The 17,151-nt window shown below is 67.5% G+C and carries 13 protein-coding genes; 3 read left to right on the forward strand and 10 right to left on the reverse strand.

From position 1 onward, the window contains the following. The first annotated feature begins 22 nt into the window (after positions 1–22). Complete coding sequence (locus tag J3367_RS00125; RefSeq protein WP_024349326.1) at positions 23–907, forward strand: DUF6492 family protein; 885 nt, start codon at positions 23–25, stop codon at positions 905–907. Here the strand turns inward: J3367_RS00125 and J3367_RS00130 are convergent. After that, positions 879–2,192 carry a lipopolysaccharide biosynthesis protein gene (locus J3367_RS00130; RefSeq protein ID WP_024349325.1) on the reverse strand — a complete coding sequence of 438 codons (1,314 nt, stop codon included), beginning with the start codon at positions 2,190–2,192 and terminating at the stop codon, positions 879–881. The two genes, J3367_RS00125 and J3367_RS00130, sit on opposite strands and share 29 nt — an antisense overlap. A gap of 176 nt (positions 2,193–2,368) precedes the next feature. Between J3367_RS00130 and J3367_RS00135 the strand changes: the two genes are divergently transcribed. Beyond that, entirely contained in the window at positions 2,369–3,385 is a 1,017-nt protein-coding gene (locus J3367_RS00135) for an endo-1,4-beta-xylanase (protein ID WP_244495389.1), read from the forward strand. Between the two features lie 179 nt (positions 3,386–3,564). After that, entirely contained in the window at positions 3,565–5,511 is a 1,947-nt protein-coding gene (locus tag J3367_RS00140; protein WP_024349323.1) for a GNVR domain-containing protein, read from the forward strand. Positions 5,512–5,616: 105 nt separating this feature from the next. Here J3367_RS00140 and J3367_RS00145 read toward each other — a convergent pair whose 3' ends face one another. The 9 genes from J3367_RS00145 to aceA form a co-directional block, all read right to left on the reverse strand. Then, a complete protein-coding gene (locus tag J3367_RS00145) occupies positions 5,617–7,578 on the reverse strand; it encodes a polysaccharide biosynthesis protein (protein ID WP_228241185.1) in 1,962 nt (653 codons plus the stop codon). Positions 7,579–7,655: 77 nt separating this feature from the next. Then, positions 7,656–9,473, reverse strand: coding sequence for a phosphogluconate dehydratase (gene edd, locus J3367_RS00150; protein ID WP_024349321.1), 1,818 nt, complete (start codon positions 9,471–9,473; stop codon positions 7,656–7,658). A 31-nt stretch (positions 9,474–9,504) separates the two neighbouring features. After that, positions 9,505–10,212, reverse strand: a complete 708-nt coding sequence (gene pgl, locus J3367_RS00155) for a 6-phosphogluconolactonase (protein ID WP_024349320.1) — start codon at positions 10,210–10,212, stop codon at positions 9,505–9,507. Between the two features lie 11 nt (positions 10,213–10,223). After that, positions 10,224–11,711, reverse strand: coding sequence for a glucose-6-phosphate dehydrogenase (gene zwf, locus J3367_RS00160; RefSeq protein WP_024349319.1), 1,488 nt, complete (start codon positions 11,709–11,711; stop codon positions 10,224–10,226). A gap of 117 nt (positions 11,712–11,828) precedes the next feature. After that, positions 11,829–12,218, reverse strand: a complete 390-nt coding sequence (locus J3367_RS00165) for a response regulator (protein ID WP_024349318.1) — start codon at positions 12,216–12,218, stop codon at positions 11,829–11,831. Positions 12,219–12,330: 112 nt separating this feature from the next. Then, entirely contained in the window at positions 12,331–13,614 is a 1,284-nt protein-coding gene (locus J3367_RS00170; RefSeq protein WP_024349317.1) for an NAD(P)/FAD-dependent oxidoreductase, read from the reverse strand. A 3-nt stretch (positions 13,615–13,617) separates the two neighbouring features. After that, complete coding sequence (locus tag J3367_RS00175) at positions 13,618–15,159, reverse strand: glutamine synthetase family protein (RefSeq protein ID WP_024349316.1); 1,542 nt, start codon at positions 15,157–15,159, stop codon at positions 13,618–13,620. 216 nt (positions 15,160–15,375) lie between these two features. Continuing rightward, positions 15,376–15,636 carry a hypothetical protein gene (locus J3367_RS00180; protein ID WP_024349315.1) on the reverse strand — a complete coding sequence of 87 codons (261 nt, stop codon included), beginning with the start codon at positions 15,634–15,636 and terminating at the stop codon, positions 15,376–15,378. A 180-nt stretch (positions 15,637–15,816) separates the two neighbouring features. Beyond that, positions 15,817–17,121 (reverse strand): isocitrate lyase, encoded by a 1,305-nt coding sequence (aceA, locus tag J3367_RS00185; protein WP_024349314.1) that lies wholly within the window; start codon positions 17,119–17,121, stop codon positions 15,817–15,819. Positions 17,122–17,151: the final 30 nt, after the last annotated feature.

Genomic DNA, 17,151 nt, shown 5'->3' on the forward strand with positions numbered 1-17,151 from the left:
TGAGGCCCGCGGGACGGAGACGATGACCTTGCAGTCGGCCATTGTGACGTCGAGCTATCGCGGCGATTTCGAGCGCTGTCGCCTGCTGTGCGAGAGCATGGACCAGCGCGTCACCGGCCATCGCCGTCATCTGATCATGGTCGAGGGGGCCGATGTCGCCCTGTTCCGGCAACTGGCCGGCCCGCGCCGGGAGATCGTCGACGAACGCGATCTGCTGCCGCGATGGCTGCGGCCGTTTCCCGATCCGTTGTCGCTCGGGCGTCGCCGCATCTGGCTGACGCCCAAGGGTCCGCCGCTGCGGGGCTGGCACGTGCAGCAACTGCGCCGTCTCGCCATTTCCGCGCTCCTCGACGAGGAGGTCGTCGTGTCGGTGGATTCCGACGTCGTCTTCCTGCGGCCCTTCGATCTCGGCTGGTTTCACCGCAACGGGGGTGTCGACTTCTTCCGGCGTCCCGGCGCCGTGGCCTTTCTCGACGAACCGGCCCGCAGCGAACACCGCGCCTGGTCGCGCCGGGCCGGGGCCATGCTCGGGATCGACGCGCCGGCAACGACCGACGAGGGCTATATCGGGACATTGCTTCCGTGGCGCACGGACACGGTGCGCGAGATGAAGACCCGCATGGAGACGGTCGGCGGCCGTTCGTGGATGAGCACCCTGGTCGGCGGGCGGGCGCTGTCGGAATGCACGCTCTATGGCCGCTTCGTCGCCGAGCTGGAGAACCGGCCCGACCGGCATGCCCCGACCGATGTCGAACTCTGCCACATGTACTGGAACGGCGCGGCGCTGGATTCCGAGGCGCTGGCCGATTTCTCGCGCGGGCTCGCACCGCATCAGGTCGCGGCGGGCATCCAGTCCTTCACCGGGACGGACCCGGCGCTCATTCGCCGGGCTGTGGGGCTGATCTGAGCCAGCGGCGCGACCGGCGGCGGCGCGGGCGCGACCAGTCGAAGGCGGCGTAGGTCGAGGACGCCGAGACGATCCACAGCACCAGGAACAGCCCGTTCAGGCCGAGGATCCAGCGTTCGGTGTCGGGCGCGGCGCGCAGCAGCACCACCAGAAGCCCCGCCTTGATCAGGCCGACGATGGCCAGGATCAGCGCGCGCAGACCGGTCTTGCCGCGGGCATAGAGCAGCTCGCTCTCGTATTCGATGAGATTGCGGAAGGCCGGGACGAAAAGCGCGACGAGGACCAGCGGCGCGGCGTCGGCGACATTGCGGCCGAGGAGCGTGGGGTAGAGGTGCAGGATGCCGCCGAGGACCGCGAGCCCGGCGACCGAGACGACCGCGACGATCGCTTCCAGCCCCCAGCGCCTCTTCCAGTCGGAGATCCAGCCCGGGCTCTTCATCAGCTTCTGCACGATCATCGTGTTGGCCGAGCGGATCGGCAGCGCCGTCAGGTCGATCAGGCGCATCAGGATGGCGTAGATGCCGGCCATCTGCGGTCCGCCCAGCGACAGGACCAGCAGCTTGTCGAGCTCGGACTGCAGATAGAAGATGATCTCGGCGCCGGCGACCGACAGGCTGTCGCGCCAGCGCCCCAGATAGAGTGCCGGCCGGAAGCGCAGCCGCTGGCGCGGGTAGAAGCCGACAATGGCGAAGAGCGCGGCGACGGCATTGGCCGTCATGTAGATCCAGGACCATTCCAGCAGGGTGCCGCTGCCGACAAGGACGAAGCCGACCGCGGCGGCGGCACGGATCGCCGAACCGGCGATGACGATGCTGGCGCCCCGTCCGAAGCGGCCGAGGCCGTTATTGACGATGACCACCACTTCCAGCGCCCGCCAGAAGAGGATTTCCGCGGTGACCACGGCGACGAAGGCGGCAATGCCCATCTCGCCGTCGAAGAAGGCGGCATAGAAGCCGGCGGCGGCAATGGCGACGACGGGTAGCGACAGGAGGAAGGCGACGATGAGGCCGGCCGTGTAGGTGCCGACCAGACGCTGGCGCACCGTCGCCACCCGGTAGAGCGGCGAGACGAAGCCGAAGCCGCCGATGCGCGACAGGACGATGCCGGTGGCCGACGCGGTGGCGAACAGGCCGAAATCGCCGACGGACAGGCCATTGGCGATGCTGACGAAATAGGCGAGCGACAGGACCAGCCGGCCGGCGGATCCGCTGAGCAACCAGGCGTAATCGCGGATCACGCTTAGGTTGCCCTTAAAGCTTTCGATCCAGACTGCTGTGCGTGGCATGCTCCAACCTTCGGGAGAGCGATAGGCAGATGACGATACACCACCGCGGGCGCGATGCACGTTCCAAGCTGCGAAGCGTGCACCAGCCGGAAGCGGCGGCGCCCGGCGGCTCGTCCCCGACTAGCGCGGGAAGTTTAACGCGCCGTTCCCTTCTGGGTGCCGGGGCCGCGCTGGCCTTGGCGCCGGGTGCGGCATCGGCCGCCGGAACGGGTGCGCGAGCGGCCGGCGGCGTGCCGCTGGGCGGCGCCATCCAGGCCGAGTTCATGGAGGTCGACCCCGGCTACAAGCAGGCGTTTCTCGATCATTGCGACCTGATCATGCCGATGAACGGGCTGAAGTTCAGCCTCGTCCATCCCGCGCCCGACCAGTGGAATTTCGAGCCCGCCGACCGGGTGGTCGATTTCGCCCTTCAGAACACCCGGCTCAGCCGGGGCACCTGCCATGTCTGGTGGGGCGCGACCCCGGACTGGGTGGAGCGGCTCGACACGCCGGCCGCGGCGGAGGCCGCGCTGGTCGACCACATCGAACGGATCGGCGACCGCTACAAGGGCCGGCTGACCGGATGGGATGTCGTCAACGAGGTCATCGCCAACGATCCGGCGACCGAAGGCCCGCTGCGCCAGACCGTCTGGCTGGACAAGCTGGGGCCCAAGCATATCCCCATCGCCTTTGCGGCCTCGGCCCGGGCCGATCCGCAGGCGCGGCTGGTGATCAACGACTACGATCTGGAATTCGTCGGCCCGCGCTTCGACGCCCGTCGGGAAATCATGCTCGGCATCGTGCGCCAGCTGCAGGACGGCAATGTGCCGGTCCACAGCGTCGGCATGCAGGGGCATCTGTATGCGGGCCGTCAGATCGACAAGGAGGGGCTCGAACGCTTCCACAAGGAGCTTGACCGGCTCGGCGTCGGGCTGATGGTCACCGAGCTGGATATCATCGACTGGGAAACCCCGCCGAGCAACGCGGCGCAGGACGAGACCGCCTATGGGCTGGTCTCCGACCTTCTCGACGCGATCTTCGCCTGGAAGCCGCCCCAGGCGGTGACGGTTTGGGGCATCACCGACCGCTACAGCTGGGTGCCGGATGTGCTGCCGCGGCCGGACGGCCATCCCGACCGGCCGCTTCCGCTCGACCGCGACCTGCGCCCGAAACCATGGATGGAACTGCTGAAATCGCGCCTGCGGGCCGGCTGACCGACGGAAAGTTCCGCTAGGGACGTGCGTCTTAACCGTTCATTAGCCATGATTGCCCAGAGTCGGTCGGCAAGCTCCGGCACTTGATCCGGACGGCTATTCTGCGGATCGATATGGCTATGTTCTCATCCGAGACGAACCCGAACGCACCGTATGCCGCGCGCCCGTCAGGACCGCAGATGCAGGATTCCAACGGCTCGCTGATCGACCCGGTGCATGTCTTCCAGTCGGTCTGGTCGGCGCGGCGGCTGATCATCCTGACGACCATCTTCGGGCTGTTGCTCGGCGTCGCCTTCGCGCTGTCGATGCCGAAGAAATACACCGCCTATTCGCAGATCTTCGCCGATCCCCGCGACATCAAGGTGGTGCAGAACGAGGTCACGCCGAACGGCCTGCCGACGGAGGCGACGCTCGCCCTGATCGAGAGCCAGATCGCGGTGATCAATTCCAACGACATGATGGCCAAGATCGTCGAGAGCGCCGACCTGACGTCGGATCCCGAGTTCAACGGCCAGGGCGAATCGCTGCTGCCGTCGCTGGAAAGCCTCGGCCTCACCACCCCCACCACCGCATCGACCAACGAACGCTTCCTGCAGACGATGGAGAATCTGCGCGAGGTCACCGGCGTCTCGCGCGATGCCAAGAGCTTCATCCTCAACATCTCGGTGACGACCGAAAACCCCGAGAAATCCGCCCGGCTGTCGCGTCTGGTCGCCAATACCTTCATCGACCATCTGGCCGAGGTCCAGTCGGATACGGCGGGGCGGGCGACCAACGCGCTTTCCTCGCGCCTGGCCGAACTGCGCGAGAAGGTCTCGGCCGCCGAACGGGCGGTAGAGGACTACAAGTCCGAGAACGAGCTCGTCGGCGTCGGCGGGCAGCTCGTCGACGACAGCTACATCCTGCGGATCAACGACGAACTGTCGCGCGGCCGGGCCAATGTGACCGCCCTCAGGGTCAAGGCCGAGCAGATGTCCAGGGCCAGTGTCGACGACGTGGTCGAAGGCGCGTTTCCCGAAGAGCTGACCTCGGATGCGTTGACGCGTCTGCGCGCCACCTATTCGGACCTCGCCCAGAAGACCGCATCGCTGGCGGCCACTCTCGGCCCCCGGCATCCGCAGCTCATCGCCAGCCGCCAGTCGCTGGCCTCGGCGCGCGACGCCATCCGCTCCGAGCTCGCCCGGATCGTTGCCGGGGCGCAGACCGATCTTGCCCGCGCCGAGCGCACCAATAGCGATCTCACCCGGCAGCTCGACGAGCTGAAGTCCGATCAGGTGGCGACGAGCGGCTCCTTCGTTCGGCTACGCGAATTGCAGCGCGAGGTCGAGGCGTCGCGGGCAGTCTATGAATCCTACCTGCTGCGCGCCCGGGAAACCGGTGAACAGCAGGGCATCAACACGGCCAATGTCCGGGTGATCTCGGAAGCCACCCCGCCGCTGCGGCCCTCCAGCCTGTCGCGGCGCCTGGTGGTCGGGGCCGGCGGCATGCTGGGCTTCCTGGTCGGCGTGTTCCTGGCCGGTGTCGGTGCGATCTCCGAGCAGTATCGCAACGCCATGCGGATGCGGGCGGAGATGGCCGCACGGCCACGCCCAACGGGCTTCAGCACGTCCTACGGCTCGGCCGCGACCGGTCATTTCGGCAATGGCGGCGGCTATTCCACGGCCATCGTTCTGGCCCCCGGGGAGGGCGCCATGACCGCCGGCACAGAGACTGCGGACGACGACTTCCGTCCATCGGTCCATGCGAGCGCGCAAGATCAACGGCGCATGGCCGAGGCGATGCCGGTTGCCGAAGAGCCCGTGTCCGACGAGGCCGACCCGGCACCGGTCGGGACCGATGCGTCGGAGGATCGGCCGGTCCCGGCGAATGACGCAGAGGATGCCGCGGCTCCGACGCAAAACGCGTCGGAAGCGGACAGTGCGGGCGAAGACGAGGCCCTGCCGCCGGCCGCGCGGCGCCGGACGCTGCGCGAGCGCATTCGTGCGCTGGGCGGCGATCTTCCCGATCCCGCCGACAGCGAGATGCCGCAGGCGGGCGACGACGAGGAAGTCGTGCGGCTGCAGAACGACATCGCCGCGGTGAAGAAGCACATCGCCGACATTCGCGGCCGCCGTCAGGCGCTGTAGTCCCGGCGCGCGGTCCGCGGCGGATCGACGACGTGGGGGGCGAGCGCGTGCTGTCGCCAGCGCAGGCCGTTCAGCCAGCGTCCCGCGATGGTGTTGCGATGAGGATCAGGCCGGTGCCGGCGGTGTCGGCTGTGCCAGACGCGCCGGGTCGGCGCCTGTATCGTCGTCGATGATGGCCGGCTGGTATTCCGGCACGATGCGCCTGAGGATCTCCAGCGCGCGCTCGGCATCGCCGGCTGCGACCGCACCCTCGATATTGGCGAAGCTGCGCGACAGGAGCTTCACGTCGCTGACGCGAGAGCCGGCGATGAGCAGGCCGGCGCGGCCGGTCTCCTCGCGCGTCTCGCCCTCGCCGAACAGTTCCTCGTAGAGCTTCTCGCCCTTGCGCAAGCCGACGAAGCGGATGTCGATGTCGATATGCGGCTTCAGCCCGGCCAGCTGGATCACCCGCTCGGCGAGTTCGGCGACGCGGATCGGCTTGCCCATGTCGAGCACGAAGATCTGGCCCTTGGCGCGGGTGTCGGTCATGCCGTGGCCCGCCGCGTGCAGGATCAGCCGCGACGCCTCGGGAATGGTCATGAAGAAGCGGGTGATGTGCGGGTGGGTGACCGTCAGCGGCCCGCCCTTTTCCAGCTGCGAGCGGAACAGCGGGATCACCGAGCCGGTTGAGCCGAGGACGTTGCCGAAGCGCACCGTGATGAAGCGGGTCGCGTCCTGATCGAGATCCAGTGCCTGGCAATAGGCTTCGGCGGCCCGCTTGGTCGCGCCCATGACGTTGGACGGGTTCACCGCCTTGTCGGTCGAGATCATCACGAAGGCCGAGGCGCCGGCGGCAAGGGTGGCATCAGCGACGTTGCGGGTGCCCAGGAGGTTGGTGTCGATCCCCTCGACCGGATTGTCCTCGACGATGGGCACGTGCTTGAGGGCGGCGGCGTGGAAGACGACGTCGGGCCCGACTTCGGCGAACAGCGCCCGGATGCGGTTGCCGTGGCGCACGTCGACGATCCGCGGCAGGATCGGGACGCCGGGGAATTCATCGGAAATCTGCCGGGTGACCGACCAGAGATTGAATTCGGAATTGTCGACGAGGACGAGACGGCGCGGCGCGAAGCGCGCGATCTGGCGCACGAGTTCGGAACCGATCGACCCGCCGGCGCCGGTGACGATGACCAGCCGGTCCTTGATCAGCCGCTCGACCTCGGCGATGTCGAGATCCACCTCCTGGCGCCCCAGAAGATCTTCCAGCGCGATCGGAAGCGGCTCGATCGGCCGGTTCTCGTCGACGATGCCCGTCTGGCTGATGTCGGGCAGCCGCTTGACTGTCACGCCAAGCGGCGCGCAGGTGGCGACGATGCGCGACAGCCGCGCGGCCGGAATGTCGACCTCGGTGACCACCAGTTCGCCGACCGGCGTGCCCCGCTTCTCGGCCCAGGCGATGGTCTGTTCCAGTTCCGCCAGCGTGCCGAGCACGCGGATGCCATGCAATTGCCGGCGCCGGTTCTTGGACTTCTCGTCGATGATGCCGACGATGGCGTCCTGCCGGCGGTTGCGGCGGCTGTTGCGGATGAACAGGTCGGCATTGTCGTTGAAGCCGTAGAGCAGGAGGTCGCGCTTGGTGCCGGCGATGGCCGAGGCGGCGAGGCTGCGGCGGTCGAGGCGGCGCTCCTTCATCAGCCGGTAGGCGAGGCGGGGGCCGCCCAGGCCGACGATCATGATGAACCAGGAGATCACGATCGTGGAGCGGGGCAGGAAGGCGCCGCGAAACAGCAGGAAATGCAGCAGCAGGAAGGCGAGGTTGATGAAGGTGACCGCCTTGACGATCGACAGCACGTCGAGCAGCGAGGCGTAGCGCCAGGCGCCGCTGTTGAGCGAGAAGAACGGAAAGCAGACCGCGCTCAGTGCCGTATAGGCACCGATCAGAAGCCAGATCTGCCAGACGCTGAACAGCGGCTGCCATCCCCAGGCGATCGACATGGCGATGGTCATCGATACCGCGGCGATCAGGATGTCGTGGACGATACCGAGCTGTCGCAGGGAGATGGCCAGCATGCTCTTGGCGAAATTCATCAACAGGAATCCATGGTTCCGCCTCCTCGGGCAGACCATTTAGTGCGCTATCATGCGAACGCGCGCTGCGGAAGCCGTCAAAAGACGCTGGCGCCTGCGTCGGCCGTGCCCACTGCCGCCCGGAAGGTGGCGAACAATTCCCGGCCCATGCCGAATTCGTTGCCGCTGAGATCGGGGTCGGCGAGGGGCCGCGCTGCCAGTTCGTCGGCGTCCACGAGGATTTCCAGCGTGCCGCCATCGGCATCGAGGCGCACCATGTCGCCATCGACCAGCCTGGCGATCATCCCGCCTGCCTTGGCTTCCGGCGTGACGTGGATCGCCGCCGGCACCTTGCCGCTGGCCCCCGACATCCGCCCATCGGTGACCAGCGCCACCTTGTGGCCGCGGTCGAGGAGGACGCCGAGCAGCGGCGTCAGCTTGTGCAGTTCCGGCATGCCGTTGGATTTGGGGCCCTGGAAGCGGACCACGGCGACGAAGTCGCGGTTGAGCTCGCCGGAATCGAAGGCGGCCTTCATGTCGTTCTGGTCGTGGAAGATCTTCGCCGGCGCCTCGACGATGCGGCGTTCGGGCCGGACGGCGGAAACCTTGATGACGGCCTTGCCGAGATTGCCCTTGAGCATGCGCAAGCCGCCATTGGACGAGAAGGGCTGGTCGGCGGTGGTCAGCACCTTGGGATCGCCGCTGTGGGCGGGGGCGGCTTCGCGCAGCACGGTCTCGCCGTCCGGCGCCAGCCGCGCCTCGACCGTATAGGCGCGCAGGCCATGGCCCCATGCGGTCCGCACATCCTCGTGCAGGAGGCCGCAATCGAGCAGTTCGCGGATCAGGAAGCCCATGCCGCCGGCCGCCTGGAAATGGTTCACGTCGGCGAGGCCGTTCGGATAGACGCGGGCCAGCAGCGGCGTGATGTCCGACAGGTCGGAAATGTCCTGCCAGGTCAGCCTGATGCCGGCGGCCGCGGCCATCGCGACCAGATGCATGGTGTGGTTGGTCGAGCCGCCCGTGGCGTGCAGCCCGACGACGCCGTTGACCACGGCGCGCTCGTCCACCACCAGACCGGCCGGCGTGTATTCGTTGCCCAGCGCGGTGATCGACAGGGCGCGCCTAGCCGCTTCCCGCGTCAGCGCATCGCGCAGCGGCGTGTTCGGATTGACGAAGGACGAGCCCGGCGTGTGCAGGCCCATGATCTCCATCAGCATCTGGTTGGAATTGGCGGTGCCGTAGAAGGTGCAGGTGCCGGGGCCGTGATAGGACTGGGATTCGGCGGCGAGCAGTTCCTCGCGCCCGACCTTGCCTTCGGCGTAGAGCTGGCGGATGCGGCTCTTCTCGTCATTGGGCAGGCCCGAGGTCATCGGCCCGGCCGGCACGAAGATCGCCGGCAGATGGCCGAAGGTCAAAGCAGCGATGGTCAGGCCCGGCACGATCTTGTCGCAGACGCCCAGATAGACTGCGGCGTCGAACATGTCGTGGGAGAGGCCGACGGCGGTCGCCATGGCGATCACGTCGCGCGAGAACAGCGACAGCTCCATGCCGGCCTGGCCTTGCGTGACGCCGTCGCACATGGCCGGAACGCCGGACGCCACCTGCGCGGTGCCGCCCATGGCGCGGGCCGCCTCGCGGATCAGTTCGGGATAGCGCTCGAAGGGCTGATGGGCCGAGAGCATGTCGTTATAGGCGGTGATGATGCCGAGATTGGGCGTCTGGTCGCCCGACAGCCGGGACTTGTCCAGCGGGCCGCAGGCGGCGAAGCCATGGGCGAGGTTGCCGCAGGTCAGGGTCGAGCGCTTCGGTCCCTCGGCGCCCTTGGCCATGATGCGCGCCACATAGGGTTCGCGCGTCGGCGCGGAACGCTCTCGGATGCGGTCGGTGATCTCTGCAATGCGCGGATCGACGGTCATGGGATTGACCTCCTGGACGGTGAAAGGGGCGTCAGGGACACCAGAAGACGTTGGCCGGGTCCTTGCGCGGTGCTTCGAGGACCGCGCGTATCGGCAGCTCCTCGACGGGGCCGCCGGCCAATGCCTTTTCGTAGACGGCGAGCTTCTCCTCGCCCTCGATGTGGATCGCCAGGAGCCGCGCTTCCACCAGCATCGGCAGGGTCAGGGTGACGCGGGGCTCGCCGGCCCCGGGCGCACGCATGGCGACGACCGGCTCGGTGGTCTGCGGGTCGATGGCGGCATCGAGATTGTCGCCGCCCGGAAAGAAGGAGGCGGTATGGCCGTCCGTGCCCATGCCGAGCACGGCGGCGTCGAGCGGGCGGGCCAGCCGCCGGAAGCGCTCGGCGAGATCCTCGCGCGCGTCCTCCGGCGTTTCGGCGTCGAGATAGAAGGGAATGAAATGCGCCGCCGCGGCGAGGTTCTTCAAGAGCTTGTCGGCGACCAGCGCGGCGTTCGAGCGATCGCTCGTTGCCGGCACCCAGCGTTCGTCCACCAGGAGCACGTTGACATTCGGCCAGTCGATCTCGGCCTGCGACAGACGCTCGAAGAAGCGCTTCGGCGTCGAGCCCCCGGAGACCGCCAGGGTCGCCGTGCCGCGGGTAGCGATGGCGCCGGCGAGGACGGCGGCCACGCCGACCGCGAGGGCCTCGGCCAAAGCGTCGCCATCGCGGTAGCGGTGCAGGACGGGGGCTGTGCTCATTCCGGATCGCCTCAGTCGGGTTCGTGCCAGGTGCGGCCGTCGCGCTCGATCAGCGCCACGCCGGAGGAGGGGCCCCAGGTACCGGCCGTGTAGCCCTGCGGCTTCATGGATTTCTCGGCCCAGGCCTGCGGGATCGGGTCGATCCAGTTCCAGGCCGCCTCGACCTCGTCGCGGCGCATGAACAGGGTCTGGTTGCCGCGGATGACGTCCATCAGCAGCCGCTCATAGGCGTCCGGGTTCCGCACCCGGAAGGATTCGGCAAAGCTCATGTCCAGCGGGACGTGGCGCAGGCGCATGCCGCCGGGACCGGGGTCCTTGATCATCACCCATTGCTTGACGCCCTCATTGGGCTGCAGCCGCATGACCAGCTGGTTCTGCTGGATGCTGCCCGAGAGGCCGGCGAAGATCGAATGCGGGATCGGCCGGAAGGTGACGACGATCTCCGACATGCGCTCGGACAGGCGCTTGCCGGTCCGCAGGTAGAAGGGCACGCCGGCCCAGCGCCAGTTGCCGATCTCGGCCTTGATGGCGACGAAGGTCTCGGTGTCGCTCTGGGCCTCGCCGAGATCGTCGAGATAGCTGCGCACGGCGGCGCCATCGGAGGCGCCGGCCTTATACTGGCCGCGCACGGTGCGGCTTTCGACATTCGAGGCATCGATCGGGGTGAGGGCGCGCAGCACCTTCAGCTTTTCGTCGCGCAGGGCGTCGGCGTCCAGCGTCGGGGGCGGCTCGAGGGCGACCAGGCACATCAGCTGCAGGATGTGGTTCTGCACCATGTCGCGCAGCGCGCCGGCCTTGTCGTAATAGCCGGCGCGGCCTTCCAGCCCGACCGATTCCGCCACGGTGATCTGGACGTGGTCGATATGGGCGGAGTTCCAGATCGGCTCGTACAGCGCATTGGCGAAGCGCAGCGCCATCAGGTTCTGCACCGTCTCCTTGCCGAGATAATGGTCGATACGGAAGACCTGATCCTCGGTGAAGTAGCGGCCGATGATGTCGTTCAGTTCACGGGCCGATTCCAAATCGCGGCCGACGGGCTTCTCGACGACCAGCCGCGTGTTGGCGTGGACCAGACCCTTCTCGCCGATACGGCAGGCGAGATCGGCGAACAGCGCCGGGCCGACCGCCAGGTAGAAGGCGCGCACGCGCGTGCCGTTGCCATCCTCGGCGCCTTCCAGAAGAGCCTTCAGCTCGTCCCAGCCCTCGTCGGCGCGGGCATCCACCTGGCGGTAGTGCAGGCGCGAGACGAAACGCTCGACGGACGTCGTGTGAGTGTCCTCGGGCTTGACGTGCTTGGCGATCGCCTCGCGGGCAAAGGCCCGGTATTCCTCGTCGGAGATATGGGTGCGCGAGGCGCCGATGATCCGCGAATCCTGCGGCATCTGCCCGTCATGATCGCGATGATAGAGCGCCGGCAGCAGCTTGCGTTCGGCAAGGTCGCCATTGCCGCCGAAGACGACATAGTCGAACGGGTCGACGGGAATGATCTGGCTGGACATGTATCGTCCCTCTGCAAGACAATGAGCGGGGGAAGCCGTTCCGTCCGCTGTGTAATCTAATCGATTGAATTATTCCATAGCCGCGGCGGGCCGGCGAAAATCATTCGCGCCGGGCGCTCAGGCCGCGGCCTCGCGCCTGGCAAAGGCCCGTGTGACCGCCTCCAGCATGCGGACGTCGTCATAGGGCTTGTTGATCGCTTCGCTGGCGCCGGCCTCCGGCGGCAGATCGAGATTCTCGCCGTAGCCGGTGACGAAGATGTAGGGCACGCTCCGCGCATTCAGCGGCGCGATCAGCGCAAAACTGGTTTCCGAGCCGAGATTGACGTCGAGCAGCGCGACATCGATCGTTTCAGCCTCGATCAGACGCAGGGCCTCTGCGACATTCGCGGCGGTCAGGATCCGCGCCATGCCGTTGTCGAGCAGCAGTTGCTCGGCATCGAGCGCGATGATCATGTTGTCCTCGACGATCAGCCCCGTGCGGCCCTTGAGAATGTCGAGATCTGGCATCGTGTCGTCTGCTCCTGGGGCCGTCATGGTGCGTCGGTTGGGCTGCCTGCCTGCCGGTTGCGGGCGATGGGTCCTGCCGCGCACGATCCGAATATGTCGCGCGGGCCGGGTTTTAGAAGCGGTCGCGCAGGGAAAACCAGGTCATTGCAAGGAAAAGCAGTGGTGCGCGCAGTCGCCGCCCCCCCGGAAAGGCGGGAATGCGCAGCGCCTCGAAGTCGGCGAGGCGGTCGCGATTGCCGTTGACGCGCTCGGCATAGAGGCGGCCGGCGAAGTTCGCGAGCATGACGCCATGTCCGGAAAACCCGCCGATGGTGGTGATCCCCGGTGCCAGGCTGCGCACATAGGGCAGGCGCTCCATGGTGATGCCCACAGAGCCGCCCCAGGCATGGCTGAGGCGCACATCGGCCAGATGCGGATAGACCTCGGCGATCTGCTTGCGGATGTGCCGGCCGATGTCGCCGGTGGCGGAGGTGTAGGCCTCGCGGCCGCCGAAGAGCAGGCGGCCGTCGCGGCTCTTGCGGAAATAGCGCACGACGAAGCGGGAATCGTCGCAGGATTCGCCGCCGGGCAGCACCGCGTCGGGATCGGCCAGCGGCTCGGTCGCGCCGATGAAGGAGCCGATCGGCATGACATGGGCGTCGACCTGCGGATCGAGGCCCCCGCCATAGGCATTGGTGGCGATCAGCACGCGCTCGGCGCTGACCTCGCCATGGGCGGTGACGGCGACGATCCGGCCATCACGCCGGTCGAGCCGCTCGACATGGCTGTTCTCGAAGAGCTGCGCCCCGGCCTCGGCCGCGACCCGGGCGCTGCCGACGACCAGCTTCATCGGGTTGATATGGCCGGTGCCGGTGTCGCGAATGCCGCCGAGATAGCGGCGCGAGCCGAGCCGGTCGGCGGTCTCGTCGGCGTCCATGAAGCTGACATGGGGATAGGCGTAGCGGGTCGTCAGCTCCTCGACCTGGGCGCGGTAATCCTTCAGGTAGCGGCGCTTGTGGACGACCGAAAGCTGGCCTTCGCGGTAGTCGGCGTCGATGCCGTTGGCGGTGATGAACTCGGTCAGATGGGCCTTGGCTTCCTCGGCGAGATCGAACAGGGCCTTGGATCGCTCGAAGCCGTAGGCCGCCTCGATCTCCATCGGCCAGAGCCGCTGGCCGGTGCCCATCTGTCCGCCATTGCGCCCCGAGGCGCCATCGCCGAAGCGATGCGCTTCCAGCACCGCCACGTCGACGCCGGTGCGGGCGAGATGCAGCGCCGCCGACAGGCCGGTGAAGCCGCCGCCGACGACCAGCACGTCTGCCTTGCGGCTGCCGTCCAGAGCCGGATAGCTCGGCCGATCGATGCTGTCCTCGTACCAGGAGCGGCCGGGGGCGATGGGAGACTGATAGGCGGGCAAGGCTCAGACCTGCAGGAGCAGGAACTCGCGTTCCCAGGGACTGATCACCTGCATGAAGGTCTCGTGCTCGCCGCGCTTGATGCCGGCATAGGTGCCGACGAATTCCGGGCTGAAGACAGTGTCGAAATCCTTCTCGGCCTCGAAGATCGCCAGGGCTTCCAGGAGCCCGCGGGGCAGCGAGATGACGCCGTCCTCATTAACGGTCCGGTCGGTCGGGCCCTCGGGCGTGAGGTTGTTGACCATGCCCAGATAGCCGCAGGCGAGCGAGGCCGCGATGGCGAGATAGGGATTGGTATCGGAGGAAGGCAGGCGGTTCTCGACGCGGCGGCCGGCAGCGTCCGAGGTCGGCACCCGGAAGGCGGTGGTGCGGTTGTCGTAGCCCCAGGCGGTGTTGGTCGGCGCGGCCATGCCGTAGGTCAGGCGGCGATAGGAGTTCACATAGGGCGCCATCATGATCAGCGCCGCCGGCACGTAGCGCTGCATGCCGCCGAGAAAGGCGAAGAACAGGTCGGAGGCCGAGCCGTCCTCGTTGGAGAAGACGTTGCGGCCGGTTTCCTTGTCGATCACCGACTGGTGGATGTGCATGGCCGAGCCCGGCTGGCCCTGAATGGGCTTGGCCATGAAGGTGGCGTAGATGTCCTGGCCGAGCGCCGCCTCGCGGATGGTGCGCTTGAACATGAAGACCTGGTCGGCGAGCTCCAGCGGGTCGCCATGGCGCAGATTGATCTCGAGCTGGGCGGCGCCCTCCTCGTGGATCAGCGTGTCGATCTCCAGCCCCTGCGCGTCGGAATAGTCGTAGATGTCGTCGATCAGCTCGTCGAATTCGTTGACGCCGCCGATGGAATAGGACTGGCCCGACTGGATCTGCCGGCCGGAGCGGCCGATCGGCGGCACCAGCGGGTAGTCCGGGTCGACATTCTTGGAGACGAGGTAGAATTCGATCTCCGGTGCGACGACCGGCTTCCAGCCTTTGGCGTCATAAAGCGCCATCACCCGCTTCAGAACGTTGCGCGGCGTGTAGCCGACGGCGACGCCGTTCTGGTCGACGAGATCGCAGATCACCTGGGCGGTCGGGTCGCTCTCCCAGGGCACCCGGCACAGGGTGGAGAGGTCGGGCACGAGCTTGAGGTCGCCGTCGCCGGGCGAATAGCGGAACTCGCCGCTTTCCTCGGGATATTCGCCGGAGATCGTGTGCATGAACAGCGCCGACGGCAGCGCCAGCGAGGTGTTGGCGGTGAACTTCTTGGCCGGCATCATCTTGCCGCGGGCGACGCCCGCCAGATCCGGGGTGATGCATTCCAGATCGTCGATGCCGCGTGCGGCGAGCCAGCCCGAGGCCTCGTGCATGGAGGCGACGCCGCGCTTGGATTCCAGATGGGCGCCGTCATTCGCCGGCACCTTGACCGGCGCGGGATCGCGCTTGGCGTTCGGCGCGCCCTTGACGGCGCTGGCCTCGTTGCCGCCGACGCGGCCGGTCTTGCGGCCGTAATCGATCCGTGCGGGTCCGCTCGGACGCGGCGATTTCGGAGGTTTCGTGCTGGTCATGCCATCCTGCGGGGAAGCGCCTCTCGGGCGGATTGGGCCGGAGTGTAGCGTGCCGGACGGGGGTGAGGGAAGGCGGGGCCCGCGCCGGGATGCGCCGTCTTGGCGATGATCAGCCCCGCATCCCCGACGCAAAGCGCCCGCTCCCCGGCTGTGCAGGGAACGGGCGTCGCTTGCGTGATCTCGGCCGACACCGTTCGGCGGGCGTCCGCCGGGTACTCAGCCCCCGGTCTTGACCACGACCGGGATCAGCAGGTCGCCCCAATTGCCGTTGCCGGAATGGTGGCGGGCGGAGCGCACGAGTTCGACAGAGACGCCGGCCTCGACCGCCTTCATCACGGACTGGTTCAGCCGGTGAAGGTCATTGGCCAGCATGCGGATCGCGGCCTGCTGGGCCTCGTCCATGGAAGAGGACTGCTCCTCCGCCCGCTCCTTGACGCGGGTGCGGGGGCGGCTTTCGTCGATAGCGACTGCACTCATCGTCTGTCTCCTTGGTTGGTCGTCATGTCGGTGTCGTGGGGTCCCGGAACGCCGCTCGGGGGAGCGTTCCGGGGGAGCGGGAGACTGGGGGCCGCGGAAGCGGGAAGAGAAACTCCCGCGCGTGTCCCGCTCCGTTTGCGCAAGTGGCCGGAGGTTGGCCAACCGACTTGCGCGAGGGGGCTACTCGGCTGCCACGCTGAGATGCTGGTCCTTCTTGAACTGCGCGCTCTCGGTGGATTCGCCCATGGCGGTCGTCGAGGACTGGCCGCCGGTGATGGCCATGGAGACGGCGTCGAAATAGCCGGTGCCGACCTCGCGCTGGTGCTTCGTCGCCGTATAGCCGTCGGCCTCGGAGGCGAACTCGGCTTCCTGCAGCTCCGAATAGGCGGCCATCTGCCGGTCCTTGTAGCCGCGGGCCAGTTCGAACATGCCGTGGTTCAGCTGATGGAAGCCGGCCAGGGTGATGAACTGGAACTTGTAGCCCATGGCTCCCAGCTCGCGCTGGAACTTGGCGATGGTCGCGTCGTCGAGGTTCTTCTTCCAGTTGAAGGACGGCGAACAATTGTAGGCCAGGAGCTGGTTCGGATGCTCCTTCCTCACCGCCTCGGCGAAGCGCCGGGCCTGTTCGAGGTCGGGCTTGGAGGTCTCGCACCAGATCAGGTCCGAATAGGGCGCGCAGGCGATCGCCCGGGCGATGCAGGGCTCGAGGCCGTTCTTGACCCGGTAGAAGCCTTCCGGCGTGCGGCCGCCGTCATAATCGACATAGGGCTGGTCGCGCTCGTCGATGTCCGAGGTGATCAGCTTGGCCGCCTCGGCGTCGGTGCGGCAGATCACCAGCGAGGGCACGCCCATCACGTCGGCCGCCAGCCGCGCCGCGGTCAGGTTGCGGATATGCGCCTGGGTGGGGATCAGCACCTTGCCGCCGAGATGGCCGCACTTCTTCTCGGAAGCGAGCTGGTCCTCGAAATGCACGCCCGCCGCGCCGGCCTCGATGAAGGCCTTCATGATCTCGAAGGCGTTGAGCGGGCCGCCGAAGCCGGCCTCGGCGTCGGCGACAATCGGGGCGAACCAGGTGTCGACGGACTTCGCGCCTTCGGCATGCTCGATCTGGTCGGCACGCTGCAGGGTGCGGTTGATGCGGCGGCAGAGCTCGGGCGCGGCATTGGCCGGGTAGAGCGACTGGTCCGGATACATCGACGAGGCGGTGTTGGAATCGGCGGCGACCTGCCAGCCGGAGAGGTAGATCGCCTTCAGGCCGGCGCGGACCTGCTGCATGGCCTGGTTGCCGGTCATCGCGCCGAGCGAATTGACGAAGTCTTCCGAGTGGATCAGCTCCCAGAGCCGGTTGGCGCCGTTCTCGGCAAGCGTGTAGCGGATCTGGACCGAACCGCGCAGGCGCTGGACGTCCTCGGGCGTGTAGTTGCGCTCGACATTGTCGAAGCGGCCTTCGGGGGCAGACGGGACGAGATTGTAAAAATCGGTCATGGCGGTCGATCCTCTCCTGAATTCCGGCTG

Source organism: Aurantimonas sp. NFXS3, from assembly GCF_049132005.1.
Taxonomy (GTDB): Bacteria; Pseudomonadota; Alphaproteobacteria; order Rhizobiales; family Rhizobiaceae; genus Aurantimonas; species Aurantimonas coralicida.

Coding starts and splice junctions, on each gene's coding strand:
- aceA (WP_024349314.1), bottom strand. CDS start 17,121: ATGACCGATTTTTACAATCTCGTCCCGTCTGCCCCCGAAGGCCGCTTC.
- J3367_RS00125 (WP_024349326.1), top strand. CDS start 23: ATGACCTTGCAGTCGGCCATTGTGACGTCGAGCTATCGCGGCGATTTC.
- edd (WP_024349321.1), bottom strand. CDS start 9,473: ATGACCGTCGATCCGCGCATTGCAGAGATCACCGACCGCATCCGAGAG.
- J3367_RS00145 (WP_228241185.1), bottom strand. CDS start 7,578: ATGAATTTCGCCAAGAGCATGCTGGCCATCTCCCTGCGACAGCTCGGT.
- zwf (WP_024349319.1), bottom strand. CDS start 11,711: ATGTCCAGCCAGATCATTCCCGTCGACCCGTTCGACTATGTCGTCTTC.
- J3367_RS00180 (WP_024349315.1), bottom strand. CDS start 15,636: ATGAGTGCAGTCGCTATCGACGAAAGCCGCCCCCGCACCCGCGTCAAG.
- J3367_RS00130 (WP_024349325.1), bottom strand. CDS start 2,192: ATGCCACGCACAGCAGTCTGGATCGAAAGCTTTAAGGGCAACCTAAGC.
- J3367_RS00165 (WP_024349318.1), bottom strand. CDS start 12,218: ATGCCAGATCTCGACATTCTCAAGGGCCGCACGGGGCTGATCGTCGAG.
- J3367_RS00175 (WP_024349316.1), bottom strand. CDS start 15,159: ATGACCAGCACGAAACCTCCGAAATCGCCGCGTCCGAGCGGACCCGCA.
- pgl (WP_024349320.1), bottom strand. CDS start 10,212: ATGAGCACAGCCCCCGTCCTGCACCGCTACCGCGATGGCGACGCTTTG.
- J3367_RS00140 (WP_024349323.1), top strand. CDS start 3,565: ATGCAGGATTCCAACGGCTCGCTGATCGACCCGGTGCATGTCTTCCAG.